The following is a 20,099-nucleotide window of genomic DNA, read 5'->3' on the forward strand; positions in this document are numbered from 1 at the left end:
TGAGCCGACCGATCGTTCAGGAGTAGCGCGCCTCGCAGATCTCCTGTGTGCCCAGGACGCCGGCCCGGAACGCGTCGACCCGGGAGAAGCCGCTCGGCACGGTCTTACCTTCGACGTCGCTGGCCGCCAGCCCATCGCTGAGCAGACCCGAGACCGCCTTGTCGAGATCGCCCGGAGACAGCGCGATATCGCCCTGGCCGGCGTCGCGATGTGGATCGGCGAGCCTCGCGGTGATCACGCCCGACAGACAGGCGGCGCGCAGGCCGGTCTTCGCTCCGGTCAATTGCTGATGCGCGTTGCGCTGCACGGCGATCGCATAGCGCGAGACGAACACGACGTAGGCGTTGTAGTCACCGCCGACGCGGGTCGGAAACCCGTCCTGCTCATCGGTATTCGCCGCACCGCGCTGCGCGAGCGCGGGAATGTCGGTGCCGATGGTATTGGTGGCGGGGCAGTAGGTGACGGGCACGGTGTCGGCGCCGTTGCTGCAGTGCATGAGGGCGCCGTGATAGTCGTAGGTCGGTTCGGACGGGATCGGCATGATCGCCGCCATCGCCTTGCTCAACTCCTTGAGACTGTCCTTGGTGATGGCCAATTCGCCGCGATTGACGTCGTCGCCGAAGGACTGCGGCAGATTCTTGCGGCGGCGATCGATGTCCTTCATATCGATCGCCTTGCAGCCCTTGGGACCGTCGGTGAAACCGATCTGCACCGCGGTCACCCGCTCGAAAGCCGAGCCGTGCACCGATTCCGGATCCTCGGGATTGGCGTCCCGGATCGCGACCGTCGCGGCCAGCACGTTGTTGAGACCGTCGGAGGTGTTGATCGTGAAGTGCGCGGCCTTGTCCTCGGCGACGTGACGCATGAACGCCCCGGCGAAACAGTCGGCCTGCTGCTCCTTCACGATGACCGGATCCTTCGCGGTGACGATGCGCGACATCGTCTGGATGGCATGGCCGTATTCGTGCGCGAGCACCATCACCACGGCCATCTTCCCGAAGCTGTCCTGCATCATCGGCAGCAGGACGCCGCGGTCCCAGCCGACGGAATTGTCCAGCCGGCAGTACGCCGCGTTGACCAGGTGGTAGGTCGTGTCCTTGCAGAACTGCGTCTCCTGTGAGCGCGGCGCCTTCGCGCTCCAGGAATAGAACTTGGTGACGGGGGCGAAGTCGCCCTGGAATTCGTTGTGGTACTCACCGCGCCAATAGCTTTGGATGTCGTCGATGGCATTGAGCGCCAACGTGTCCACCGCGCCCTTGTCGCCACCGGTGGCGGTCAGCGCGGAATCGGGGACACCTTGCCGGGGACCGCTGGGGCCGCTGGTGGTGGGCAGTCCGGCTACCTGGAACGGGTCGTCGTAGATGGATACGGCGTGCCCACCGGTCGTCATGGTGCAGCCGGCCAGTAGACCGACCGCCAGCACCAGTACGGCGAGGGTCGCCGTCACCGGGCGTTTCGCCATCTCCCCAATCCTCCCCGGGCCGGTAGTCGCTGCGTCACCTGCGCCGCCCCCGGCGATCGGGGGCACGTTCGAGCCCCACCGATGTCACGGCCATCGCATATTATCCGGCTCATGTCATTACCGGGGGCGCAGAAGATCACCGTGCGCCATGAGGGAACCGATCGGATCTTCGAAAACACTCAGCAGGTGACCCTGGGCCGCGCGCCCGAGGTGACGGTGTTCGTCGACAGTCCGCTGGTCTCTCGTGTGCACGCGACACTTGGCTGGCAGGGGGGCGCCTGGGTGCTCTCCGACAACGGCAGTACCAACGGGGTTTTCGTGGACGCCCAGCGGATCACGCGGCCCGTTCCGGTGGATCGGCCGATGCTCGTCCGGCTCGGTGACGCGGTCACGGGGCCGCTGGTGCATCTGCTGCCGGAGGCGCAATTCCGGCCGCCCGCGCCGCCCACCCGGGCGCAGTCACCGGGGCGTGCGCCGAATCCGCCCGCCCGGGACAGCGGGCCCCGCCCGTCACGGCCCGCGCAACGGCCGAATCAGCGCCCGTCCCAACCGATTCCGGCGGCGCACGGCTCGGGCGGTGTGCCGAACGTCAATATGACCACCAAGGCCGACACCTCGGCGCTGCCGCCGGTGCGTGCGCGGGCCTCGACCGCACCGATCGCGCGGGCCGACCGCATTCCGGCCGGCGGCCTGACCATCGGCCGCACCAGTGACAACCAGATCGTCGTCAACGATCCGCTCGCCTCGCGCCGGCACGCCCGCCTGGTCAAGAGCGGTGAGGGTCTCGTCCTCGAGGATGTCGGCTCGGCCAACGGCACCTTCGTCAACGGCCGCCGCGAGCAGCGGGTCGCGCTGCGTGAGCGCGATATCGTCACCATCGGCAACGTGGACTTCGTCGTGCAGGAAGGCACGCTGAAACACCGCAAGAAGCCGGTCACCGAGCAGGGGCTGAGCGTGCACGGCGTCGGATTCGTCGTCGAAGGCAACAAACAGCTGCTGGTGGACGTCAATATGCAGGCCGGGCGCGGCACCCTGACCGCGCTCATCGGCCCCTCGGGCGCGGGTAAGTCGACGCTGTCGAAACTCATTGCGGGAACGACACATCCGTCGGCCGGTGTGGTCACCTTCGAGGGCCGCAACCTGCACGCCGAATACGAGGCCATGCGCAGTCGTATCGGCATGGTGCCCCAGGACGACGTGCTGCACCGGCAGCTGACCGTGCGCCAGGCGCTGGGATTCGCCGCCGAACTGCGGCTGCCGCCGGACTCCTCGAAGGCCGACCGGCAGCAGGTCATCGACGGCGTGCTGAAGGAACTCTCGCTGACCGAACATGCCGATACCCGCGTCGATCGGCTCTCCGGCGGTCAGCGCAAACGCGCCTCGGTGGCGCTGGAACTGCTGACCGGTCCGGCCCTGCTGCTGCTCGACGAACCCACCTCGGGTCTCGACCCGGCATTGGACCGCCAGGTCATGACCATGCTGCGCGAGCTGGCCGACGCCGGGCGCACCGTCATCGTGGTCACCCATTCGGTGGCCTGCCTGGACATGTGCGATCAGGTGCTGCTGCTGGCGCCCGGTGGCAAGACCGCGTTCTGCGGACATCCGGCCGGGGTCGGTGACTTCCTCGGGACCAGCGACTGGGCGGAGATCTTCGCGCGGGTCGCCGCCGAACCGGACCGCGCCTTCGCGAACTACCGGTCCCGGCAGGCGGCGCTGCCACCGCCACCGCCGGCCGTGCCCCGCGGCGTGATGGGCCAGCCGCCGAAATCCAGTGGCTGGAAACAACTGTCGACACTGTCGCGGCGGCAGGTCCGCCTGATCCTGGCCGACCGCGGCTACCTGGCCTTCCTGGTGGTGCTCCCGTTCGTGCTGGGGGTGCTGTGCCTGGTCGTGCCCGGTAAGAACGGTTTCGCCGCCGCCCCACCGATTCTCGGGCCGGATGGTCAATTGCATCCGCAACTCACCGGAGGCAGTGAATCCCAGCAGCTGCTGGTCGTTCTCATTCTCGGCGCGTGCTTCATGGGCTCGACGCTGACCGTGCGCGATCTGGTCGGCGAACGCCCGATCTTCCTGCGGGAACGGGCCGTCGGCCTGCTGCCCTCGGCGTATCTGCTGGCGAAGGTGATGGTCTTCGGTGTCGCGGCGCTGCTGCAGTCGGCGGTGCTGGTGGCCATCGTGCTGGCCGGGAAGAATCCGCCCGGGAAGGGGGCGCTCATCCCGTCCGGCGGTGTGGAGCTCTACGTCGATATCGCGCTGACCGCGGTGACGTGTGTGGTCGTCGGGTTGTTGTTGTCGACCGTGGCGAAGTCGAACGAGCAGGTCATGCCGTTGCTGGTGGTCATGATCATGTGCCAGCTCGTGATGGCCGGCGGGATGATTCCGGTGACCGACCGCGTGGTGCTGGAACAGCTTTCGTACGTCTTCCCGTCGCGCTGGGGATTCGCCAGCGGCGCGTCGACCATCGATCTGCGCACCCTGTTCGTCAATGCGCAGCCGGATGCGATCTGGCAGCACACGCCGGGTTTCTGGTTACTCGACGCCGGCATGTTGATCGTGCTCACCGCGGCGCTGTCCACGCTGACGTGGTGGCGTCTGCGGCTGAAGAAGTCGGCCGCGTGAACGGGGCCGATGACGAGCATCGACGGGGAATGCCCACACTAATCGGACCTGCCCCGAGCGTCCCGGCGCGACAGCAGGCACACTTATGCATGTGACGGCTCGAGTTGGGGCGATACATCTCGGATGGGATGTGGTGTCCGTGGCCGCCGGTGGCGGTGGGACACCGATCCGCCCGGTCCAGGTGGAAGGCACATATACGCCGCCTGCGTATTTGCTGGCGGACAAGTCCGGGCGACTGCACACCGCGGGCGTGGACCGGCAGCGGCCCGATCTGGGCATCGCGGTCTCGGACGTGCGCGACATCCTCGGGCATCGCCAGATCCGCATCGCCGGGGCGACCTGGCCCGCGGAGTTGGTGTTCCGTGCCCGGCTCTACAACCCGCTCGCCGCGATCGGCAGCCGGTTGCGCGGCAAGCCCGACGTGGTGGCGCTGCCGTTTCCCGACGACTGGCCCGACGAGAAGGTCGAGGAGTACTGCCGTCTGGTCGAGCAGATGGACGTCATCACCGACCCGCTGCCCGAATCCGTGGCCCTGTCCGGCTACGTGCGGGCCCTCGGGCTGGTGCGGCCGCCCGCCCACGGCCGCCGGGGCGTGGGCGCGACCGGCGTCTATTCCGACGGCCGGGTCTGCCTGGTGGTGGCCGTCGACGGGGACGACGAGCAGCCCACCGAATCGGTCGGGGTGCCGATCACACCGGATTCGATGCGGGACGCCCATTCGGCGGACAATGTCGTCATCGAGGTGATGGCAGCGGCCCGCTCGATCGGCGCCGACACCTCGACGGTGCTGCTCACCGGCAATGTGTGCTTCAACGACGCGCTGCGGCTGGCGTTCCAGAACCATCTGGGCGCCCGGCTGCGGGTCGCCGATCATCCGATGCACGCCCTGGTGCTGGGTGCCGCGCATCTGCTCGTCACCGACAGCGAATACGCCGAGGGGGAGCAGGGGCCGGCTCCGGTGCCGAATCAGCCGGGTCCACCGCGACCCGGGCCGATGCAGACGGCGTCGAATCAGAGCATCCCGAATCGCGGTGCGCCGCAATCGGATTCCCGGCCCGAGAACGCGGGACGTCATGCGTGGCAGGACGCCGGTGCGCCGGAACCCGCCCGCCCGCCCGCCGAACCGCATCGTCGCTCGGAGCCGCCGAATCCGCACGGGGTCGCCGAGGGCCGGCACGCCGCGCGTGACGCCGGGCCCGGATCGAGCCCGCAGCCTCTGCCCACCGGCGAGCCGACCACCCGGATGACCCGGGAGGCCGGCCAGTTGGAAAGCAGGTTCACCCGCCCCCCGGCCGGCCCGGCCGATGATCAACGGACCACCGAATCCGGTGGTCGGTCATCGGCCGGGGAACAACCGGATGATGAGGAACACGCCCACAAGGGCAAGCTGTGGAGCAAGGTCAAGGACAATCTGTTCGGCGCCCCGACGATCGTCGGGGCGGTAGCGCTGGCGGCGCTCGCGATCCACGCCGACGGTGAGGCGGATCACATGGCCCGGCCGCTTCCCGAACACAGCTCGGCGGCGGCCGTCGGAACCTCCTCCGACGCGCGGACCGACGGCGCCGCGGCCTTCGACGCGCGCTCGCTGAGTGGCGTCGGCGCCGGATCCGATTTCGGCTCGTGGCCGGCCGTGGACAAGGTGTCACGCGCCCCCGAGCCCAGCCCGGCCTGCTCGGTCACCCCGAACACCGTCGAGCGCCCGGGGCCGGGGATGCGAACCGTCGCCGACCATCCCTGCGCGCATCTGGCGGTCGACAATCTGCACTACGTCGTCCCGACGGTCCCCGGTACGTTCGACTCGGGCCCGCCGATTCACATCTGACGAGTGCGGAGGCGATTTCTGGACCCCGGACCGGTCCTGGTATCGTCGTCGTTCGGCGTGCGGTACGTCGCGGATTCGTCCGTGCCGTCCCACGAGCCCCGGGTCTCCACCGGCCGCCGGGATCACTCGACCGTTCGCCTGGCTGGCAGAACATCAACGACAGACAGGGAAGCACTGTGCCTACGTACAGCCCGAAGGCGGGTGACGTGACCCGGCAGTGGTACGTCATCGACGCCACTGACGTAGTGCTCGGCCGCCTTGCCGTGCAGGCAGCGAATCTGCTGCGTGGCAAGAACAAGCCGACCTACGCCCCCAACGTCGATGGTGGCGACTTCGTCATCATCATCAACGCCGACAAGGTTGCCGTCTCCGGCAACAAGCGCGAGGACAAGCTCCTCTACACCCACTCCGGGCACCCCGGTGGCCTGAAGTCCCGGTCTGTCGGGCAGCTGCTCGACACCCGGCCGGAGCGCGTCGTGGAGCGTGCCGTCAAGGGCATGATCCCGAAGAACAAGCTGGGCAACCAGATCGCGCGCAAGTTGAAGGTCTACGGTGGCGCGTCGCATCCGCACGCGGCCCAGCAGCCCGTTCCGTTCGAGATCAAGCAGGTGGCCCAGTGACCGCTCCTGAGGAATTCAACGAGGAATACGTCGAAGACGCCGCCGTGGAGGTCGTCGACGAGGGTGCCGACTACGACGCCGAGTACACCGAGTCCGAGGGCTTCGCCGCGCCGGTCGTGATCGACCGCCCGGTGCAGACCGTCGGCCGCCGCAAGGAGGCCGTGGTCCGCGTTCGCCTGGTTCCGGGTTCCGGTCAGTTCGTGCTCAACGGCCGCACCATCGAGGACTACTTCCCGAACAAGGTGCACCAGCAGTTGGTGAAGTCCCCGCTGGTCACCGTCGAGCGCACCGAAACCTTCGATGTGCACGCCCGCCTGGTCGGCGGCGGCCCGTCGGGTCAGGCCGGCGCGCTGCGCCTCGCCATCGCCCGCGCGCTGATCGAGGTCACCCCGGACGACCGTCCCGCCCTGAAGCGGGCCGGCTTCCTGACGCGTGACCCGCGTGCCACCGAGCGTAAGAAGTACGGCCTCAAGAAGGCCCGCAAGGCTCCGCAGTACTCGAAGCGCTGATCTTGCAGCGCGCGGCCGCTCCCATCCGCACCCGCACGGTGTGCCGGTGGGAGCACGGCCGACGCGACCCCGTACGAGAGCAGGCGCCCACTCCCGGGCGCCTGCTCTCGTGCTGTATCGATCGACGGTAGGCCGGGGCGGGCAGCCTGCGTCCGCGACGCAGGGGCTCCGCGCCCACCGCAATTCAACTCGAGGGGCGAGATAGATGGGGCGTTTGTTCGGTACCGACGGAGTCCGCGGCCTTGCCAACGATTCGCTGAGTCCGGAACTGGCACTGCAGATTTCGGCGGCCGCGGCACAGGTGCTGGGCCGCGGCAGATCGCGCGCGGTGGCGGTGGTCGGCCGCGATCCGCGCGCCAGCGGCGAGATGCTCGAGGCCGCGGTGACCGCCGGTCTGACCGCCGCCGGAATGAGTGTGCTCTCGGTCGGGGTCCTGCCGACCCCGGCGGTCGCGTATCTGACCGCCGCCTATGACGCCTGCCTGGGCGTGATGATCTCCGCCTCGCACAACGCCATGCCCGACAACGGCATCAAGATCTTCGCCGCGGGCGGTCACAAACTCGACGACAGTGTCGAGGACAAGATCGAGGAACTGGTCCGCGCGAAGAGTTTCGTGCGGCCGACCGGCGCCGGTATCGGCCGGGTGCTCAGTCTCTCCGGCGTCGACGGTCATGTCGAGGACCATTACAGCCTGGCCGGCACCCACGAGCGCTATGTCGAACACCTGGTGGAGGCCACCGGCCGCGATCTGTCCGGCGTCACCGTGGTCGTCGACTGTGCGCACGGCGCGGCCTCCGACGTCGGCCCGGCCGCGTACCGCGAGGCGGGCGCGCGCGTGGTCGCGATCAACGCCGAGCCGAACGGGCTCAACATCAACGAACGATGCGGGTCCACACATCTCGAGCATATTCAGCGCGCGGTGCTCGAACACGGCGCCGATCTGGGTCTGGCCCACGACGGCGACGCCGATCGCTGCCTGGCGGTCGACGGTTCCGGTTCCGTCGTCGACGGCGACGCGATCATGGCGATCCTCGCCCTGGCGATGCACGAATCGGGCGAGCTGGTGCAGGACACCCTGGTAGCGACCGTGATGAGCAATCTGGGTCTGCACATCGCGCTCCGCGATGCGGGAATCACCGTGCGCACCACCGCGGTCGGCGATCGCTACGTACTGGAGGAGTTGCGCCGCGGTGGCTACAGCCTGGGCGGTGAGCAGTCCGGACATCTGGTCTTCCCGCGGTACGGCACCACCGGTGACGGGCTGCTGACGGGTCTGAAACTGATGGCCCGGATGGTCGAAACCGGTCGCGGGCTGGCCGATCTGGCGAGCGTCATGACGACCGTCCCGCAGGTTCTGGTCAATGTCCCGGTCGCCGACAAAGCCGCGGTCGCGGCCGCGCCGGAGGTTCGCGAGGCGGTGGCCGAGGCCGAGCGCACGCTCGGTGACAACGGCCGAGTCCTTTTGCGCCCGAGCGGGACCGAACAACTGATCCGGGTCATGGTCGAGGCGACCGATTCGCATCGCGCCAAACAACTCGCCGACGATCTCGCCAAGTGCGTGGCCGCGGTCTGAGCGCCGCGGGCACGTCGGGGGCGCGATGAACGGGGTGCGTACGCCGAGTAGGGGTGCGGCTGTATAGGCCGTTGCCGTGCTGTGGGCGCCGCGGCCACGACGGCGGCGTCCGCGCTCATCGTCCGAATATCGGCTGGTCATCGCAAGTGTCGGCGGTCGGCGGCGGATCCTGGAGGGGGCGCGTGAAGGTCGTCGGCGCGCCGACGGTCCCGGAGATCGGGGCGCAACTGTCGGCTCCGGGAAGTATGGTTGGACGCAGATCATGACGCGACAGCGAAGCTTGATTTCCGTGAGGGGGAACAGTGGACCCGCTGAAGCTTGACCAGTCTCCGACGCTCGACGACTCCGCGAATTCGGCGCCGCCGCCGACCGCCACCGCATCCGCTCCGGATACGGTGATGCGGGTCGATCCCGCGGCGATGGCGGCGTATACGGCCATCGCGAATACCGTTTCCCAACAGCTCGCTTCAGCGGCGTCCGTGACGGCCGGCGCGGTCGATCCACAGCAGCTGGCCACCGACCTGGGGCTGGTGGGGGCGGACTTCGCCGCCAAATTCGCGGCCGCGGTCTCCGAACACGCTCAGGCGCTGTCCACCGCGGGCAAGCTGGTCTCGGCCTACGGGCGCGGGCTGCACACCTATACCGCGGGTGTGCAGGGCACCGACGAGGATTCGGCCGTCGCGATCACCCGGACGGAGTCGCGGTCATGAGGCGTCCGACCGCATTGCGTCGCCGGCCCACCGCCGCGCGCAACGACACCATTACGCCCGCAACGACATCCGATCCGTCCGTGGATCCGCCGATCGTCGCGACCCTGGTCCGGCCGCTGCTGGACCTGCGTGCCTCACTGGGTACCGGAGTCGCGACGCCTGCCGCGACCATCACGGGCGCTCTGTCCAGCGCGTCCACACAGGCCGCCGACACCGAGGGACCACACCGCGACGGTGTCCACGCGCTGGAATCCACCTGGACGGGTCCGGGCTCCGACGCGGCCGTTCCGGCATTGCGCACCACCCAAACTCAGATCGGTGACATCTCCGACCGGGGCCCGGCCTATTTGGGCGTCCTGGCCGACGCCCACGCGACCAGTGCGCGGGCGGCCGGCCGGATGGACCGGATCATCGCCGATTTCCGGCGCGACGCTCGAACCATTCTCGGCAACGCCACCGCCGCGCCGGATACCGATGCGGTGATCAACCGGGCCACCCAGGCGCTGCGCGACGCGATCACCACCGTCACCTCCGCACGCACCGAAATGGACGATCACTCGCGCCGATTGGACGAGATGGGTCCGCTCACCGTCACCACGCCGGCCGCGCTGAATTCGTCGCAGTCGTGGGGAGATACGCCCGCTACGGTCCTGCCCAGCGCCTACGGTGCGGTTCCGGGCCAATACGGCACGGTTCCAGCGCAATACGGGATGGCGCCCGGTCAGCCGATCGATCCGGCGCAGCTGGCCCAGCTACAACTGCAGCAGCTGCTCGTGCAGGCCGGTGTGCAGGTCGGCACGTCGGCCATCAATGCCGGTGTGGATATCGGTACCCACCTGATCGACAAGATCGCCGAGGTCGGCACGCACACCATCGACACGGTGGCCTCCTCGGTCGACCAGGCGATACCGCAGCTGATCAATCCGGACCACGCCACCGGTGACAAGACCAATCCGGCCGGGAATTCCGGAGAGTCGGCGAAGCTGTTCGACTTCGGCCCCGGCAAGACGGCTCCCGGAACGACGGGACCGGGCTCGATCATTCCGGGCGCACCGGCACCCGACAAGGTGCCGGCCGACAAGACCCCGGCCGACAAATCCGATCCGCCACCCCCGTCACCGTCGTCCATCCTTCCGCCACCAGCGGACCCGGCGCCGTTGCCGAGGCCACCGGCGCCCGCACCGGCACCCGCGCCGGAGCCGGCACATCCGGGTGGGGTGGCCGGAGGTATGGCCTTGCCGCCGCCGGCCGGTAGCGGACAGGACCACAAACCTCGCGACGGCCAGCTCGGTGTCACCGTGCCGGCGGCCGAGACAACGGTTCCCGCCGCCGTGATCGGCGACTTCGGCGATGACACGGTCTGAGCCGGATCCGCAGCAGGACAACCCCTTCGACCTCGGCCTGCCGATGGTCCGGACCCCCGTTGGCAAGCAGGGCCGCAAGCGGCGGTCGGGTCGGCGAAATCCGAACCGCCCGGCTGCGGCGGGCTATCACGGCGCCGTCGCCGTGCCGCCGGCCCGGCCCGAACCGGAGTCGGCGGCCTATCCGTCGGGGGAGTGGGAGCAGTGGCTGGAACCGGCGCAGCGCACGACGCCGGAGCCCGAGCCGGAGGTGGAACCGGAGCCGCGACGCATCCCGGTCGGTGGGCCGCTGACCGATCCGGACCTGGTCGACAAGTCGACGCTCGTTCCGCATATCGTCGACCGCTCGGGCGGTAACCCCGGTCCCGCGCTGCGGCGTCCGCGCCCGCGCCAGGCCGGACCGCGCCGCGACCGCCGCCGCGGTGAAAAGCTTCTGGCCGCAATCACTTTGATCGGTGTGGGCATCGTCGTGGTCTCGGTGGTGCTGACCGTCATCCATACCGGGAAGCGATCCCAGACCGTCGCGACGAAACCACCGATGGTCGCGGCGGTGCCGGTGCCCACTTCGGTGAGCGCGACCCCACCGCCGCCCACGACCACGGCCGCGGCGACCTCGACGATCGCCACCGACGGTTGCGAGCAGCAGCGCACCGCGGAGGTGGTTTCCGGGACCGACCCCGGAGGCACCGCGAGTGGTCCGGACGCCATCCTGGCCTTCGAGCGGGCGTACTACGTTCAGCGTTCGGGGTACGCCGCCCGCGCGGTCGTCGCCGACGACTCGTCGGTGCCGCCGGCGGACCAGATCCAGCGCGGCATCAATCAGGTGCCGGTCGGCACCCGCTACTGCGTGCAGATCACCCGAACCGGCGACGAGGGGCAGTGGGAGGTCCGCCTCACTCAGCAGAAGCCGGACGAACAACCGCACGCTTTCACCCAGATCATCAGCACCCGATCGGAATCGGGACGCACGCTGATCACCGGGATCGCGGCCGGCTGAACCACGTCAGGGTTCAGAACCGGGCGTGCACGAATCCGGTGAACGGCACGAGGAAGCCGCCGATCTCACAGACGATCAACGCGTACATGGCCGACCGCAGCGGTAGCCCGATATCGCCGCGGAATTGATTGGTCGTATCCCGCCGCAGTCCGTGCAGGCAGTAGGAGGCGATGGCACCGGCGAAGAAGGCGAGAACGATCAGCGCCGCAACGAGATTCACCGCCGTCGGCCAGTCCGACAGTTCCACGAAGACCGCGAGCAGCAGGGCCGCGAAGCTGTACATCAGGGCCGCGCGGTGTGCGATATCGACGTAGGGAGGCGCGTGCCCCTCCGCCGAGGTCCGCATCCCGTGGTACTTCCACACACCCAGCAGCAGGGCCCAGACGAAGAGAAGGCCGGCGATCAGGAGGGTGATGCGGGTGTCCACACCGAGTTGTATCTGTTCCATCCGGGCCTCCTGGCCGTCGCGCGAGGCATCGCGATCGCAACACCGAGCGAGTATTGAGTCAACGGTCCTCGGTGAGTTGTCCGGCGGACATGTGCCAGCGCCGGGTCGCCCGCACTGTATCGAGCATGCGGCGATCGTGGGTGACCAACAGCAGTGTGCCGTCGAAGGATTCGACGGCCTGCTCCAACTGCTCGATCGCGGGCAGATCCAGATGGTTGGTCGGTTCGTCGAGTACCAGCAGGTTGACCCCCCGGGCCTGCAGCAGCGCCAGCGCGGCGCGCGTGCGCTCGCCCGGCGACAGGGTGTCGTTGGCGCGCAGCACGTGAGCGCCGCGCAGCCCGAATTTGGCCAGCAGCGTGCGGATCTCGGCCTCCGGCCAGTCGGGTACCTCGGCGCCGAACGTGTCGGCGAGCGAGGCCGCGCCACGAAACAGTCCGCGGACCTGATCGACCTCGCCGATCGCTACCCCCGAACCCAGCGAGGCGGTTCCGGTATCCGGCGCCACTTTGCCCAGCAGCAGCGCCAGCAGCGTGGATTTGCCCGACCCGTTGGGTCCGGTCAGGACGATCCGGTCACCCCAATCGACCTGTGTGGTAACCGGACCGAGGACGAACTCGCCGCGCGACACGACGGCATCGGACAGCGTCGCCACCACCGAGCCGCTGCGCGGTGCGGAGGCGATCGACATCCGCAACTCCCACTCCTTGCGCGGCTCCTCCACCACCTCCAGCCGTTCGATGCGGCGCTGGGTCTGGCGCACCTTCGACGCCTGCTTCTCGGTGGATTCGGCCCGCATCTTGCGACCGGCCTTGTCGGAGTCCACCTTTCGCGGATCGCGAGCCTTGCGGCGCGCGTTGCGCACGCCGTGCTCGAGCCAATTCCGTTGCACCACCTGCCGCGCTTCCAGCCCGGCCTTGGTATCGGCGTAGTCCTCGTAAGCCTCCCGCGCGTGCCGGCGGGCGATCTCCCGTTCGGCCAGGTACGAGTCGTAGCCGCCGTCGTAGCTGCCGACCTGCTGCTGGGCGAGATCGAGTTCGACGATCCGGTTGACGGTGCGCGCCAGGAACTCGCGATCGTGACTGATCACCATCAACGGCGTCCGCACCCCGGTCACGAAATTCTCCAGCCGGGCCAGGCCGTCCAGGTCGAGATCGTTGGTCGGCTCGTCCAGCAGCAGAATGTCGAAGCGCGACAACAGGACCGAGGCCAGTCCGGCCCGCGCCGCCTGCCCACCCGACAGCGCTGCCATCGGTGTGTCGAGGCCTTGCGGCAAACTTTCGGTGAGTCCCAGTTCGGCGGCCACCTCGTCGGCGCGCGGCTCCAAGTCGGCGCCGCCCAGTGCGAGCCAGCGTTCCAGGGCCGCCGAATAGTCCTCGGCGGCGGCGGTGTCGTCGGTCGCCAGCCGTTCGGCCGCGGCGTCCATCGTGCGCTGCGCCGCCGCCACTCCGGTCCGGCGGGCCAGGAACCGGGCCACTGTCTCGTCGGCCAGGCGTTCCGGTTCCTGCGTGAGGTAGCCGATCGTCGCATCGGGCGGGCTCAGCGTGATCCGCCCCGTCTGCGGCGTACGGTCGGCCAGCATCCGCAACAGCGTCGACTTGCCCGCCCCGTTCACCCCCACCAGGCCGATCACATCGCCGGGCGCCAGCACCAGATCCAGGTCCTCGAACAGCACCCGGTCTCCGTGCCCCGCCGAGAGGCCGTGCGCATGCAGAGTCGTACTCACGCCCACGAGTCTGCCGGGTTCGGGGTATCACCCTGAGCCCGGGCCGGGGAAATCAGGGTCGGGATGGGTCTCGCGCCCGATGCGCGCCGGGGTGCCCGCACAGCACAGTGGAATCACCACGCACGACCGTGACAGAAGGAGAGCGTCATGACCGCCCCCACCCGCCGCCTCACCCGATCGACCTCCGACAAGTGGATCGGCGGCGTCTGCGGTGGCCTGGCCGAATACTTCGGCTGGAATGCCAATGTGATCCGCCTGCTGTTCGTCCTCTCCTGCCTGCTGCCGGGCCCGCAGTTCATCGTCTACCTGGTGCTGTGGCTCATCATCCCGAAGCAGTAGCCCGGCGCGGCAGGACGATAGTTATCCACAGGCAAACCCTCGGCCCACCTCGGCGCCGGTAAGTTATCCACAACATGCCGGACCGGAGGTGCGTCGCACCACTTCCGGATGCCAGGATGGAAGAAATTCCCGCACGTCCTCGAGGAGCACACACATGATCCATTCGGGCGATCTGCCGGGCCTGGACCTGCCGGAAGTCGACGCACACTCCGACCTCGGCGGCATCGGCGCCGTGGAGCTGAACCACCCGTCCCAGGACATCGACGCCGACGGCATCCTGGACACCGAGACCTTCCACAGCGACCACTCGATGGAAGTCTGGTCCGATATGGACCACGATGGCTACGCCGACCACGTCAGCATCGTCGACGACGGCGGCGACTACTCCGCCTGGGAATTCCACCACTACCCGGACGGCCGCACCGAGTGGGTGCAGGTGGACAAGGGCAAGATGGGCAAGTGAGCGGCGTGCCTTCGGTTTTCGACCGACGGCCCGGCAAGTAGATTCGCTGCGTGCGCATCCGGACGCGATGGTCGGTACGAAAGGGAACCGGTCGCCGTCCGTGCGCGTCGAAGAGAGTACGGAAGGCTGTGGCGTCGGCCGCAGATCAGCGAGGGAGGGGAGCTAAACGATGGCTTCGGGTGGCCACGTCAAGGTGGACGTCGTGTCGCTTCAGCGGATGGCGACGAATCTCAAGGGCTCGGCGGGTGTTCTCGACAACAAGACCACGGAGTTGACCTCGCACACCTTCGGAGGTCCGCAGGCCGGCCGTGACTACACTGCCGACGGCGTCAAGATCAACCACTCGCTGGGACACCTGACCACCTGGTTGAAGAATTGGCAGACGGCGATCGCCAAGATGGGGGAAACGATGAGCACCAGCGCGAACACCTACTCGACGGTCGACGATTCCAATGTCGAGAAGTTCAACGCGACGGGAGTGAATCTGACCCCGACAACGCCCGCCGCGGCACGCGTCTGATGTGGTCCCCATGCCGTGCGCGCCGTACTCGTGGTGGTGAATCCCGGTGACTCTCAACGTTTCCACCGACGCGTCCGCGGATAAAATCCTGGACGAAGGTTGCACCGGGCTGATGTTCTTCCAGGAATATCTGCCCCGGTACGCGCAGGTCAATAAGCTTCTCGGGTTCGGTCGAGCCGACATGCCATCCTACGAATCCCTGTGTGCCAAATACGATACCGAGCGGGGCATGGATCTGGCCGCTTTGGACGGTGTCGCACAGGATCTCAGCCGCGTGGTCGGCGAGGCCAATACCGAACTGGAACTTCAGAAGACGCAGCTCGGCGCCCTGCCGTCCATTTGGCAAGGCACTGCCGGAGACGAAGCCCATGCCCTGCTCGACCAGCAGGTTCGGCGTGCGCAGACGGACTACGACCAGGTCAGGTCGGCGGCATTGGGTTTGGCGTTTGCGTCCGGTTCGCTGCGAAATGCGGTCCTGGGCAAGGCGGAAGCGGTCAAGAAGTATTGGAGAGAAGACGGTCCGGATTTCGACGGTTCCGCAGGGCGTCAAAAAATCGACTGGATGATCATGGTGGCGGCCGAGTACAAGAATCCCGGTACTTATGCCCCGGCGGTGTCGATGCCACTCGCCAAGGAGTACGGGCCCACCGCCACGGACTGGCTACGAACGGTTTTCGTACACGGTGTGGAGGAAACTCTCCAATCCTTCAACGCCCTGTGTGCGCAAACGAAAACAACGATCGAGCGGCTCTACGGCGGCATATCGGATGCGCTCGACAGGTTGGATGTCTCGGCCTACCCGATACCGGCTGGGACTCCGCAGCCGTCCCAACCGAGTAACACGGGGCCCTCTCCGAGCAATACGGGCCCGGCACCCGCCAATCCGGGGCCGGCTCCGGCTAATTCGGTTCCCAGTAATCAATCGACGCCAGGGAACACCGTACCGTCGTCGGTTTCGCCGACGATTACCTCCGGCCTCGACGGGCTCGCGCAGATCAGCCAGGTCGCATCCCAGCTCTCGCCGGTGGTCAGTACGCTCGGGCAGTCGCTGACCCAGGGAGCGACGGCGTTGTCCACCGCGATCCAGCAGGGGTTCGACGGTGCCCTGCAGCAAGTGCAGTCGCTGCTGCAGCCGCACGACGCGAAGGGCTCCGCGGACGGTAAACCGAATGCCGAATTCGATATCGCCGGAAGACATCTGAAGTTCGAGATGGGACCGAACGGTGAACTGAAGGTCATGATGTCCGACGGTTCGGGCGACGAGAAGACCTACAGCATGAAGTTGGACGAGCACGGCAACCCGGTGATCAACACCGAGGACAAGAAGCCAGGTGCGGAGGGGGACACGGGGCATCCCGGCGACTCGCCCGCAGGTGATGGTCAGCCACCCGGTGACGGCCGCAAGCCTGAGGAGACCGAGCAGAAGCAGGACAGCGGTGTCGGTAAGCCGGGCAACGATGATCAGGCACCTCCGCCACCGAAGCCGACCGACCAACAACCACCCGCCGGAGGTGGTCAGTCGAGCGACAATGGTGGGAGCCAAGCCAATCCGGTCACCCCGCCGACTACACCCCCGCCGCCTCGCCGTGATTCCGAAACCGATCACAAGCCGTCGGCCGTCCTGCCGCAGGGGCCGCCGCCCGATCCCAACGGCTCGGGCGCGGAACTGGCGGAGGCGGGCCCACTCTGACTCGTCCGCCGCTGACAACTCGGGAGAATTGAGATGGACCTCGCCCGCCACCTCGAAGAGGTGATGTACGAACACAACCGCTGGCTGCGCAACCACAATGAGGATTACGAGGAAGCTCAACGCCGACTCGCCGCCAATGGCGCACATCTCGCCGCGGAGATCGACCGAGGCGTCGCCGAAGCCGAACGCCTGGCCGCCGCCGAAGCCGAGGAACGCGAGCGTCAAGAGGAAGAGGCCCGTGAGCAACGCGAAGCGATAGCCCGCGCCGCGGCCGCCCGCAAAGCCAACCAGGCCGTCGCCCCGATCGACGACGAAGACGAGGACGACGCCTACTATCGTCGCAAGAGCTGGCTGGTCTGAACCGGCAGGCTTGCGTCTGCCACTACCGGGACGAGTCGGTCACAGGTCGTTGTCTCTCTTCGCGGATCGAAGCATGCGCCCAGCGACCGACAGCTCGGCGGGGCCCGGCTGTGCAGCTGTATAACCACATTCTCGGATGTGCCCAGGAGTGCAGGTTCCGGAACGACATCGTGTTCTCGCAGGTAGTACGCGACTGCGCGCGACCAAATCCATGTGCCGTCAGTTGCGAAGGAGGCAGGCACCGCCTTGCCTCTCGTCCGATCGATACCGGGCGACCAGCATCCCGTTGTCGTCGAAATGGACTTCTTCCGCCACACGGCCGTTGGGGTGCCATTTCCGGAAGACTCCGGAAGGGTTGCCGGCAATCATTTCCCCTTCGGACATCATCCGTCCGTCGGCCCACCACTTTCGGCTCGGCCCGTGGCGGATTCCGTTCACGTAGAACTCCTGGGACAGCAGTTGGTCGCCGAGCATCTCCACGGCTTCTCCTGAAAAGAGCTCCCCGCGGTACTCCAAGCGCAGGTCCTCACCCCAGGTGATGGGGTCGACGTTGATATCGATTCGGCTCATCTTGCCTCGTGAAGGTGTTATTGCTGGGCGAGCGCCTTCAATCGTTCCAGCGACGGAAGTTCGTCTTCCACGGCGTTCGGCTGGATCATCCCGGAGAGGCGGTCTTCAGGATGGCGGCGACTGCCGTGGAGAGTCTGCAGTGGCGGGACTTTCTGCTTGTACCCCTGGCTCAGTCGCGATTGCCAGAGGCCGGCGGCGATGTGCGCTGTCTTGCCGGCGGACCGGAGAGGAAGGTAGTCGGCGGCGTCGTTCTCGACCGAGGCCCAGAGATAGCCGATATGCCGACCCTCCTTCACTATCGGCAGATAGCGGACTGCACTGGATGTGCTGGTTGCGTAGCGGCGCAATGGGGCGCCGACCAGCGGTCCCCAGCCCTGTGAGCGGTCGACCGGCGTGCCGTCGGGGTACGTGCCGTCCTGTACCAGTGGGTTGGGCGGAGGAGGGCCGCCCGGGTTCACCAATTCGTAGAGAGCAGCGAGACTTTCCGCTCGCCTGACCGAAGCGCCGGCGGGTATTCCACCACCCTCGGGATGCTCCGCCACACCGATCCACTGCTGTACCGCTTGCTGGACCGGGAGCCGGTCTGCATAGGCGGCGACCAGCCGGTCCTCCCACGTGTCGATCGCGGTCCACGACGGGTCGGCCAGTGGATCGCCGCCCGACATCTTGCGGATGAAACCGGCGGAGTTGTGGGTCGCCGATGCCCAGAGGCACCCCATGAATTCGCCGCGCCGTATGACAGGCACATATATGACAGGATTCCTGGTCCAGCCCTCGTAGGTGGCGCGAGGTGCCCTCGGTGCACGGAAACCGCCTGGAGGTTCGTCGCCTGGTGGGGCGGCAGGGTGCCGGTAATTCGTTGGCGGCAGCGGAGGTTCATACGAATCGTGTGGCCCTTGCCCGGGATCGGCCGACCAGAACTGCTGGGTCATCTGGACTCGATCTTGTCGCCGAGTTCGCATGTCACACCTTTCACCAGCGCTTGCGGTGGGGTGCCCTTGGCTTTCGCTCCGGAAGTGCTTCCGTCCCTCGGAAAAATGATCGTTTGTCCTATCGTCTTGCCCATCCTGCTGACGAGAACGAAGTCACTACTGGCGAAGTCGCCGCTCTGCATGGCAAGGACCACGCCAGTGTCGCCGTTGGCGAAAGTGAACTTGTCACTGACGATCGCCTCCGCCACAGGTCGTTCCCTTTCATCCGTGTACATCGGGTGGTCGTGAAGTCGAGCTCGAGCCCTGCCGACCGAGCTTGTGCGGTGAATCCGCTACTGCTGGGCAAGATTTACGAGCTGTTGCAGTGTGGGAAGCTCCGCGTCCGGCATGTTGGGTTGGATCATGCCCGACATGTGGTCTTCGGGGAAGCTGCGACATCTGTCGAGGATTTCGAGCGGTGGAACGTTCTGTTCGTAGCCTTGGGTGATGCGAAGTTTCCAGAGGCCGGCGGCGATTTGTGCGGTTCTGCCTGCTGCCGTGCGGGGCAGGTAGCCGGCCGCATCGTTGGCGGTCGACGCCCACAGGTAGGCAATGAGGTTGCCGCTCTTGGTAATCGGAAGATACCGAATCGGTGAGTCAGTGGTGGCGGGGTAGGTGGTGGTGGGTGCAGAGACGAGTGGTCCCCAGCCCTGCGCGCGGTTCACTGGCGTGCCGTCGGGGAATTCGCCGTCTTGAATGAGAGGCCCCGGTGCCGCAGGTCCGCCGGGGTTGGTGCGCTGGTACAGAGTGTCGAGATTCGGCGCGTCGAGCACAGGGGCGTCGCCGGGGATGTACCCGCCGATGGGGTCTTCGGGGGCACCGACCCAGCGCTGTACAGCATCGACGGGACGTAATCCCTCCTTGCAACCAGCGTCGAGCCGTTCCCGCCAGACATCCATCCAGGAGAAGTCGTCACGACTCAGGATGCGAACCAGTCCGGCGGACTTGTGGTGCTGCGACGCCCAAATGTGACCGACGAACTCACCGCGGATCAGGATCGGCCAGTAGAACAAGGGCTTGCGAGTCCACGGCTCGTATCGCCCTTCGAGCGGATCGCGCTGCGGTTTCGGTTCCGGATACTCGGGCGTCCCCGGCGGCGGGAGTGGGCCCCAGTTGTAGCTGGTGTCGTCCCAGGAGTTCACGATGATGATCCCGTCTACGAGAGTTCGTTTGGTCGATTCTCCTGCTATTCGATCATTCTTCGGGTCCGGAAATATCGGTGCCCGCCGTCATTTTTCCGTCCTTGTCCCAACGTTTCCGCCATGTGACAGTGCCGGGTGACGCGAAGTAAGTCTACGACCGAACCGCCCCGTCGGGCGGCAGACCTCTCGCGCGTATCAGG

At 67.3% G+C, this 20,099-nt stretch carries 20 protein-coding genes; 13 read left to right on the forward strand and 7 right to left on the reverse strand.

All coding sequences use genetic code 11. From position 1 onward, the window contains the following. Window positions 1-16: 16 nt before the first annotated feature. Window positions 17-1,462, reverse strand: coding sequence for a metallopeptidase (locus IRT45_RS01215; RefSeq protein ID WP_194804008.1), 1,446 nt, complete (start codon window positions 1,460-1,462; stop codon window positions 17-19). A 111-nt stretch (window positions 1,463-1,573) separates the two neighbouring features. Between IRT45_RS01215 and IRT45_RS01220 the strand changes: the two genes are divergently transcribed. The 8 genes from IRT45_RS01220 (at window position 1,574) to IRT45_RS01255 (ending at window position 11,673) form a co-directional block, all read left to right on the forward strand. After that, window positions 1,574-4,081 carry an FHA domain-containing protein gene (locus tag IRT45_RS01220; protein ID WP_194804009.1) on the forward strand — a complete coding sequence of 836 codons (2,508 nt, stop codon included), beginning with the start codon at window positions 1,574-1,576 and terminating at the stop codon, window positions 4,079-4,081. Between the two features lie 85 nt (window positions 4,082-4,166). After that, a complete protein-coding gene (locus IRT45_RS36570) occupies window positions 4,167-5,903 on the forward strand; it encodes a hypothetical protein (RefSeq protein ID WP_228533240.1) in 1,737 nt (578 codons plus the stop codon). A gap of 176 nt (window positions 5,904-6,079) precedes the next feature. After that, entirely contained in the window at window positions 6,080-6,523 is a 444-nt protein-coding gene (rplM, locus tag IRT45_RS01230) for a 50S ribosomal protein L13 (RefSeq protein WP_036498285.1), read from the forward strand. Further along, window positions 6,520-7,032, forward strand: a complete 513-nt coding sequence (gene rpsI / locus IRT45_RS37435; RefSeq protein WP_194804010.1) for a 30S ribosomal protein S9 — start codon at window positions 6,520-6,522, stop codon at window positions 7,030-7,032. Before rplM ends, rpsI begins: the two co-directional genes overlap by 4 nt. A 205-nt stretch (window positions 7,033-7,237) precedes the next feature. After that, a complete protein-coding gene (glmM, locus tag IRT45_RS01240; RefSeq protein WP_194804011.1) occupies window positions 7,238-8,605 on the forward strand; it encodes a phosphoglucosamine mutase in 1,368 nt (455 codons plus the stop codon). Window positions 8,606-8,907: 302 nt separating this feature from the next. Further along, window positions 8,908-9,315, forward strand: a complete 408-nt coding sequence (locus tag IRT45_RS01245; protein WP_309240748.1) for a hypothetical protein — start codon at window positions 8,908-8,910, stop codon at window positions 9,313-9,315. Continuing rightward, complete coding sequence (locus IRT45_RS01250; RefSeq protein ID WP_194804012.1) at window positions 9,312-10,679, forward strand: hypothetical protein; 1,368 nt, start codon at window positions 9,312-9,314, stop codon at window positions 10,677-10,679. The genes IRT45_RS01245 and IRT45_RS01250 overlap by 4 nt, the downstream gene beginning before the upstream one ends. After that, complete coding sequence (locus tag IRT45_RS01255; RefSeq protein WP_194804013.1) at window positions 10,666-11,673, forward strand: hypothetical protein; 1,008 nt, start codon at window positions 10,666-10,668, stop codon at window positions 11,671-11,673. The genes IRT45_RS01250 and IRT45_RS01255 overlap by 14 nt, the downstream gene beginning before the upstream one ends. A 13-nt stretch (window positions 11,674-11,686) precedes the next feature. Here the strand turns inward: IRT45_RS01255 and IRT45_RS01260 are convergent, their stop codons facing one another. Both IRT45_RS01260 and IRT45_RS01265 read right to left on the reverse strand, forming a co-directional pair. Next, window positions 11,687-12,121, reverse strand: a complete 435-nt coding sequence (locus IRT45_RS01260) for a hypothetical protein (RefSeq protein ID WP_194804014.1) — start codon at window positions 12,119-12,121, stop codon at window positions 11,687-11,689. 58 nt (window positions 12,122-12,179) lie between these two features. Further along, a complete protein-coding gene (locus IRT45_RS01265) occupies window positions 12,180-13,844 on the reverse strand; it encodes an ABC-F family ATP-binding cassette domain-containing protein (protein ID WP_194804015.1) in 1,665 nt (554 codons plus the stop codon). 147 nt (window positions 13,845-13,991) lie between these two features. On the opposite strand from IRT45_RS01265, the gene IRT45_RS01270 reads away from it, so the two are divergent. The 5 genes from IRT45_RS01270 to IRT45_RS01290 all read left to right on the forward strand — a co-directional run bounded on the left by IRT45_RS01270 (window position 13,992) and on the right by IRT45_RS01290 (window position 17,216). After that, on the forward strand, window positions 13,992-14,183 hold the full coding sequence (locus tag IRT45_RS01270; RefSeq protein WP_039776600.1) for a PspC domain-containing protein: 192 nt from the start codon (window positions 13,992-13,994) through the stop codon (window positions 14,181-14,183). Window positions 14,184-14,337: 154 nt separating this feature from the next. Next, window positions 14,338-14,646: a DUF6802 family protein gene (locus IRT45_RS01275; protein ID WP_030513482.1), complete on the forward strand. Its 309-nt coding sequence runs from the start codon at window positions 14,338-14,340 to the stop codon at window positions 14,644-14,646. A 169-nt stretch (window positions 14,647-14,815) separates the two neighbouring features. Beyond that, complete coding sequence (locus IRT45_RS01280; protein WP_194804016.1) at window positions 14,816-15,166, forward strand: hypothetical protein; 351 nt, start codon at window positions 14,816-14,818, stop codon at window positions 15,164-15,166. 46 nt (window positions 15,167-15,212) lie between these two features. Beyond that, complete coding sequence (locus IRT45_RS01285) at window positions 15,213-16,856, forward strand: WXG100 family type VII secretion target (RefSeq protein WP_194804017.1); 1,644 nt, start codon at window positions 15,213-15,215, stop codon at window positions 16,854-16,856. A gap of 33 nt (window positions 16,857-16,889) precedes the next feature. Continuing rightward, on the forward strand, window positions 16,890-17,216 hold the full coding sequence (locus IRT45_RS01290) for a hypothetical protein (RefSeq protein WP_194804018.1): 327 nt from the start codon (window positions 16,890-16,892) through the stop codon (window positions 17,214-17,216). A gap of 219 nt (window positions 17,217-17,435) precedes the next feature. Here IRT45_RS01290 and IRT45_RS01295 read toward each other — a convergent pair whose 3' ends face one another. The 4 genes from IRT45_RS01295 to IRT45_RS01310 form a co-directional block, all read right to left on the reverse strand. Then, window positions 17,436-17,786 (reverse strand): toxin-antitoxin system YwqK family antitoxin, encoded by a 351-nt coding sequence (locus tag IRT45_RS01295; RefSeq protein WP_194804019.1) that lies wholly within the window; start codon window positions 17,784-17,786, stop codon window positions 17,436-17,438. Between the two features lie 17 nt (window positions 17,787-17,803). Continuing rightward, complete coding sequence (locus IRT45_RS01300; protein ID WP_194804020.1) at window positions 17,804-18,451, reverse strand: hypothetical protein; 648 nt, start codon at window positions 18,449-18,451, stop codon at window positions 17,804-17,806. A gap of 263 nt (window positions 18,452-18,714) precedes the next feature. After that, a complete protein-coding gene (locus tag IRT45_RS01305; protein ID WP_194804021.1) occupies window positions 18,715-18,966 on the reverse strand; it encodes a hypothetical protein in 252 nt (83 codons plus the stop codon). 84 nt (window positions 18,967-19,050) lie between these two features. Continuing rightward, a complete protein-coding gene (locus tag IRT45_RS01310) occupies window positions 19,051-19,899 on the reverse strand; it encodes a hypothetical protein (RefSeq protein ID WP_194804022.1) in 849 nt (282 codons plus the stop codon). Window positions 19,900-20,099 lie beyond the last annotated feature (200 nt).

The organism is Nocardia sp. BSTN01 (assembly GCF_015354405.1).
Taxonomy (GTDB): domain Bacteria; phylum Actinomycetota; class Actinomycetes; order Mycobacteriales; family Mycobacteriaceae; genus Nocardia.

Excerpts from the sequence above, each read along its gene's own strand:
- IRT45_RS01215 (WP_194804008.1), bottom strand. The coding sequence starts at position 1,462 with ATGGCGAAACGCCCGGTGACGGCGACCCTCGCCGTACTGGTGCTGGCG.
- IRT45_RS01220 (WP_194804009.1), top strand. The coding sequence starts at position 1,574 with ATGTCATTACCGGGGGCGCAGAAGATCACCGTGCGCCATGAGGGAACC.
- IRT45_RS36570 (WP_228533240.1), top strand. The coding sequence starts at position 4,167 with ATGCATGTGACGGCTCGAGTTGGGGCGATACATCTCGGATGGGATGTG.
- glmM (WP_194804011.1), top strand. The coding sequence starts at position 7,238 with ATGGGGCGTTTGTTCGGTACCGACGGAGTCCGCGGCCTTGCCAACGAT.
- IRT45_RS01250 (WP_194804012.1), top strand. The coding sequence starts at position 9,312 with ATGAGGCGTCCGACCGCATTGCGTCGCCGGCCCACCGCCGCGCGCAAC.
- IRT45_RS01255 (WP_194804013.1), top strand. The coding sequence starts at position 10,666 with ATGACACGGTCTGAGCCGGATCCGCAGCAGGACAACCCCTTCGACCTC.
- IRT45_RS01260 (WP_194804014.1), bottom strand. The coding sequence starts at position 12,121 with ATGGAACAGATACAACTCGGTGTGGACACCCGCATCACCCTCCTGATC.
- IRT45_RS01270 (WP_039776600.1), top strand. The coding sequence starts at position 13,992 with ATGACCGCCCCCACCCGCCGCCTCACCCGATCGACCTCCGACAAGTGG.
- IRT45_RS01275 (WP_030513482.1), top strand. The coding sequence starts at position 14,338 with ATGATCCATTCGGGCGATCTGCCGGGCCTGGACCTGCCGGAAGTCGAC.
- IRT45_RS01280 (WP_194804016.1), top strand. The coding sequence starts at position 14,816 with ATGGCTTCGGGTGGCCACGTCAAGGTGGACGTCGTGTCGCTTCAGCGG.
- IRT45_RS01290 (WP_194804018.1), top strand. The coding sequence starts at position 16,890 with ATGGACCTCGCCCGCCACCTCGAAGAGGTGATGTACGAACACAACCGC.
- IRT45_RS01295 (WP_194804019.1), bottom strand. The coding sequence starts at position 17,786 with ATGAGCCGAATCGATATCAACGTCGACCCCATCACCTGGGGTGAGGAC.
- IRT45_RS01300 (WP_194804020.1), bottom strand. The coding sequence starts at position 18,451 with ATGTCGGGCGGCGATCCACTGGCCGACCCGTCGTGGACCGCGATCGAC.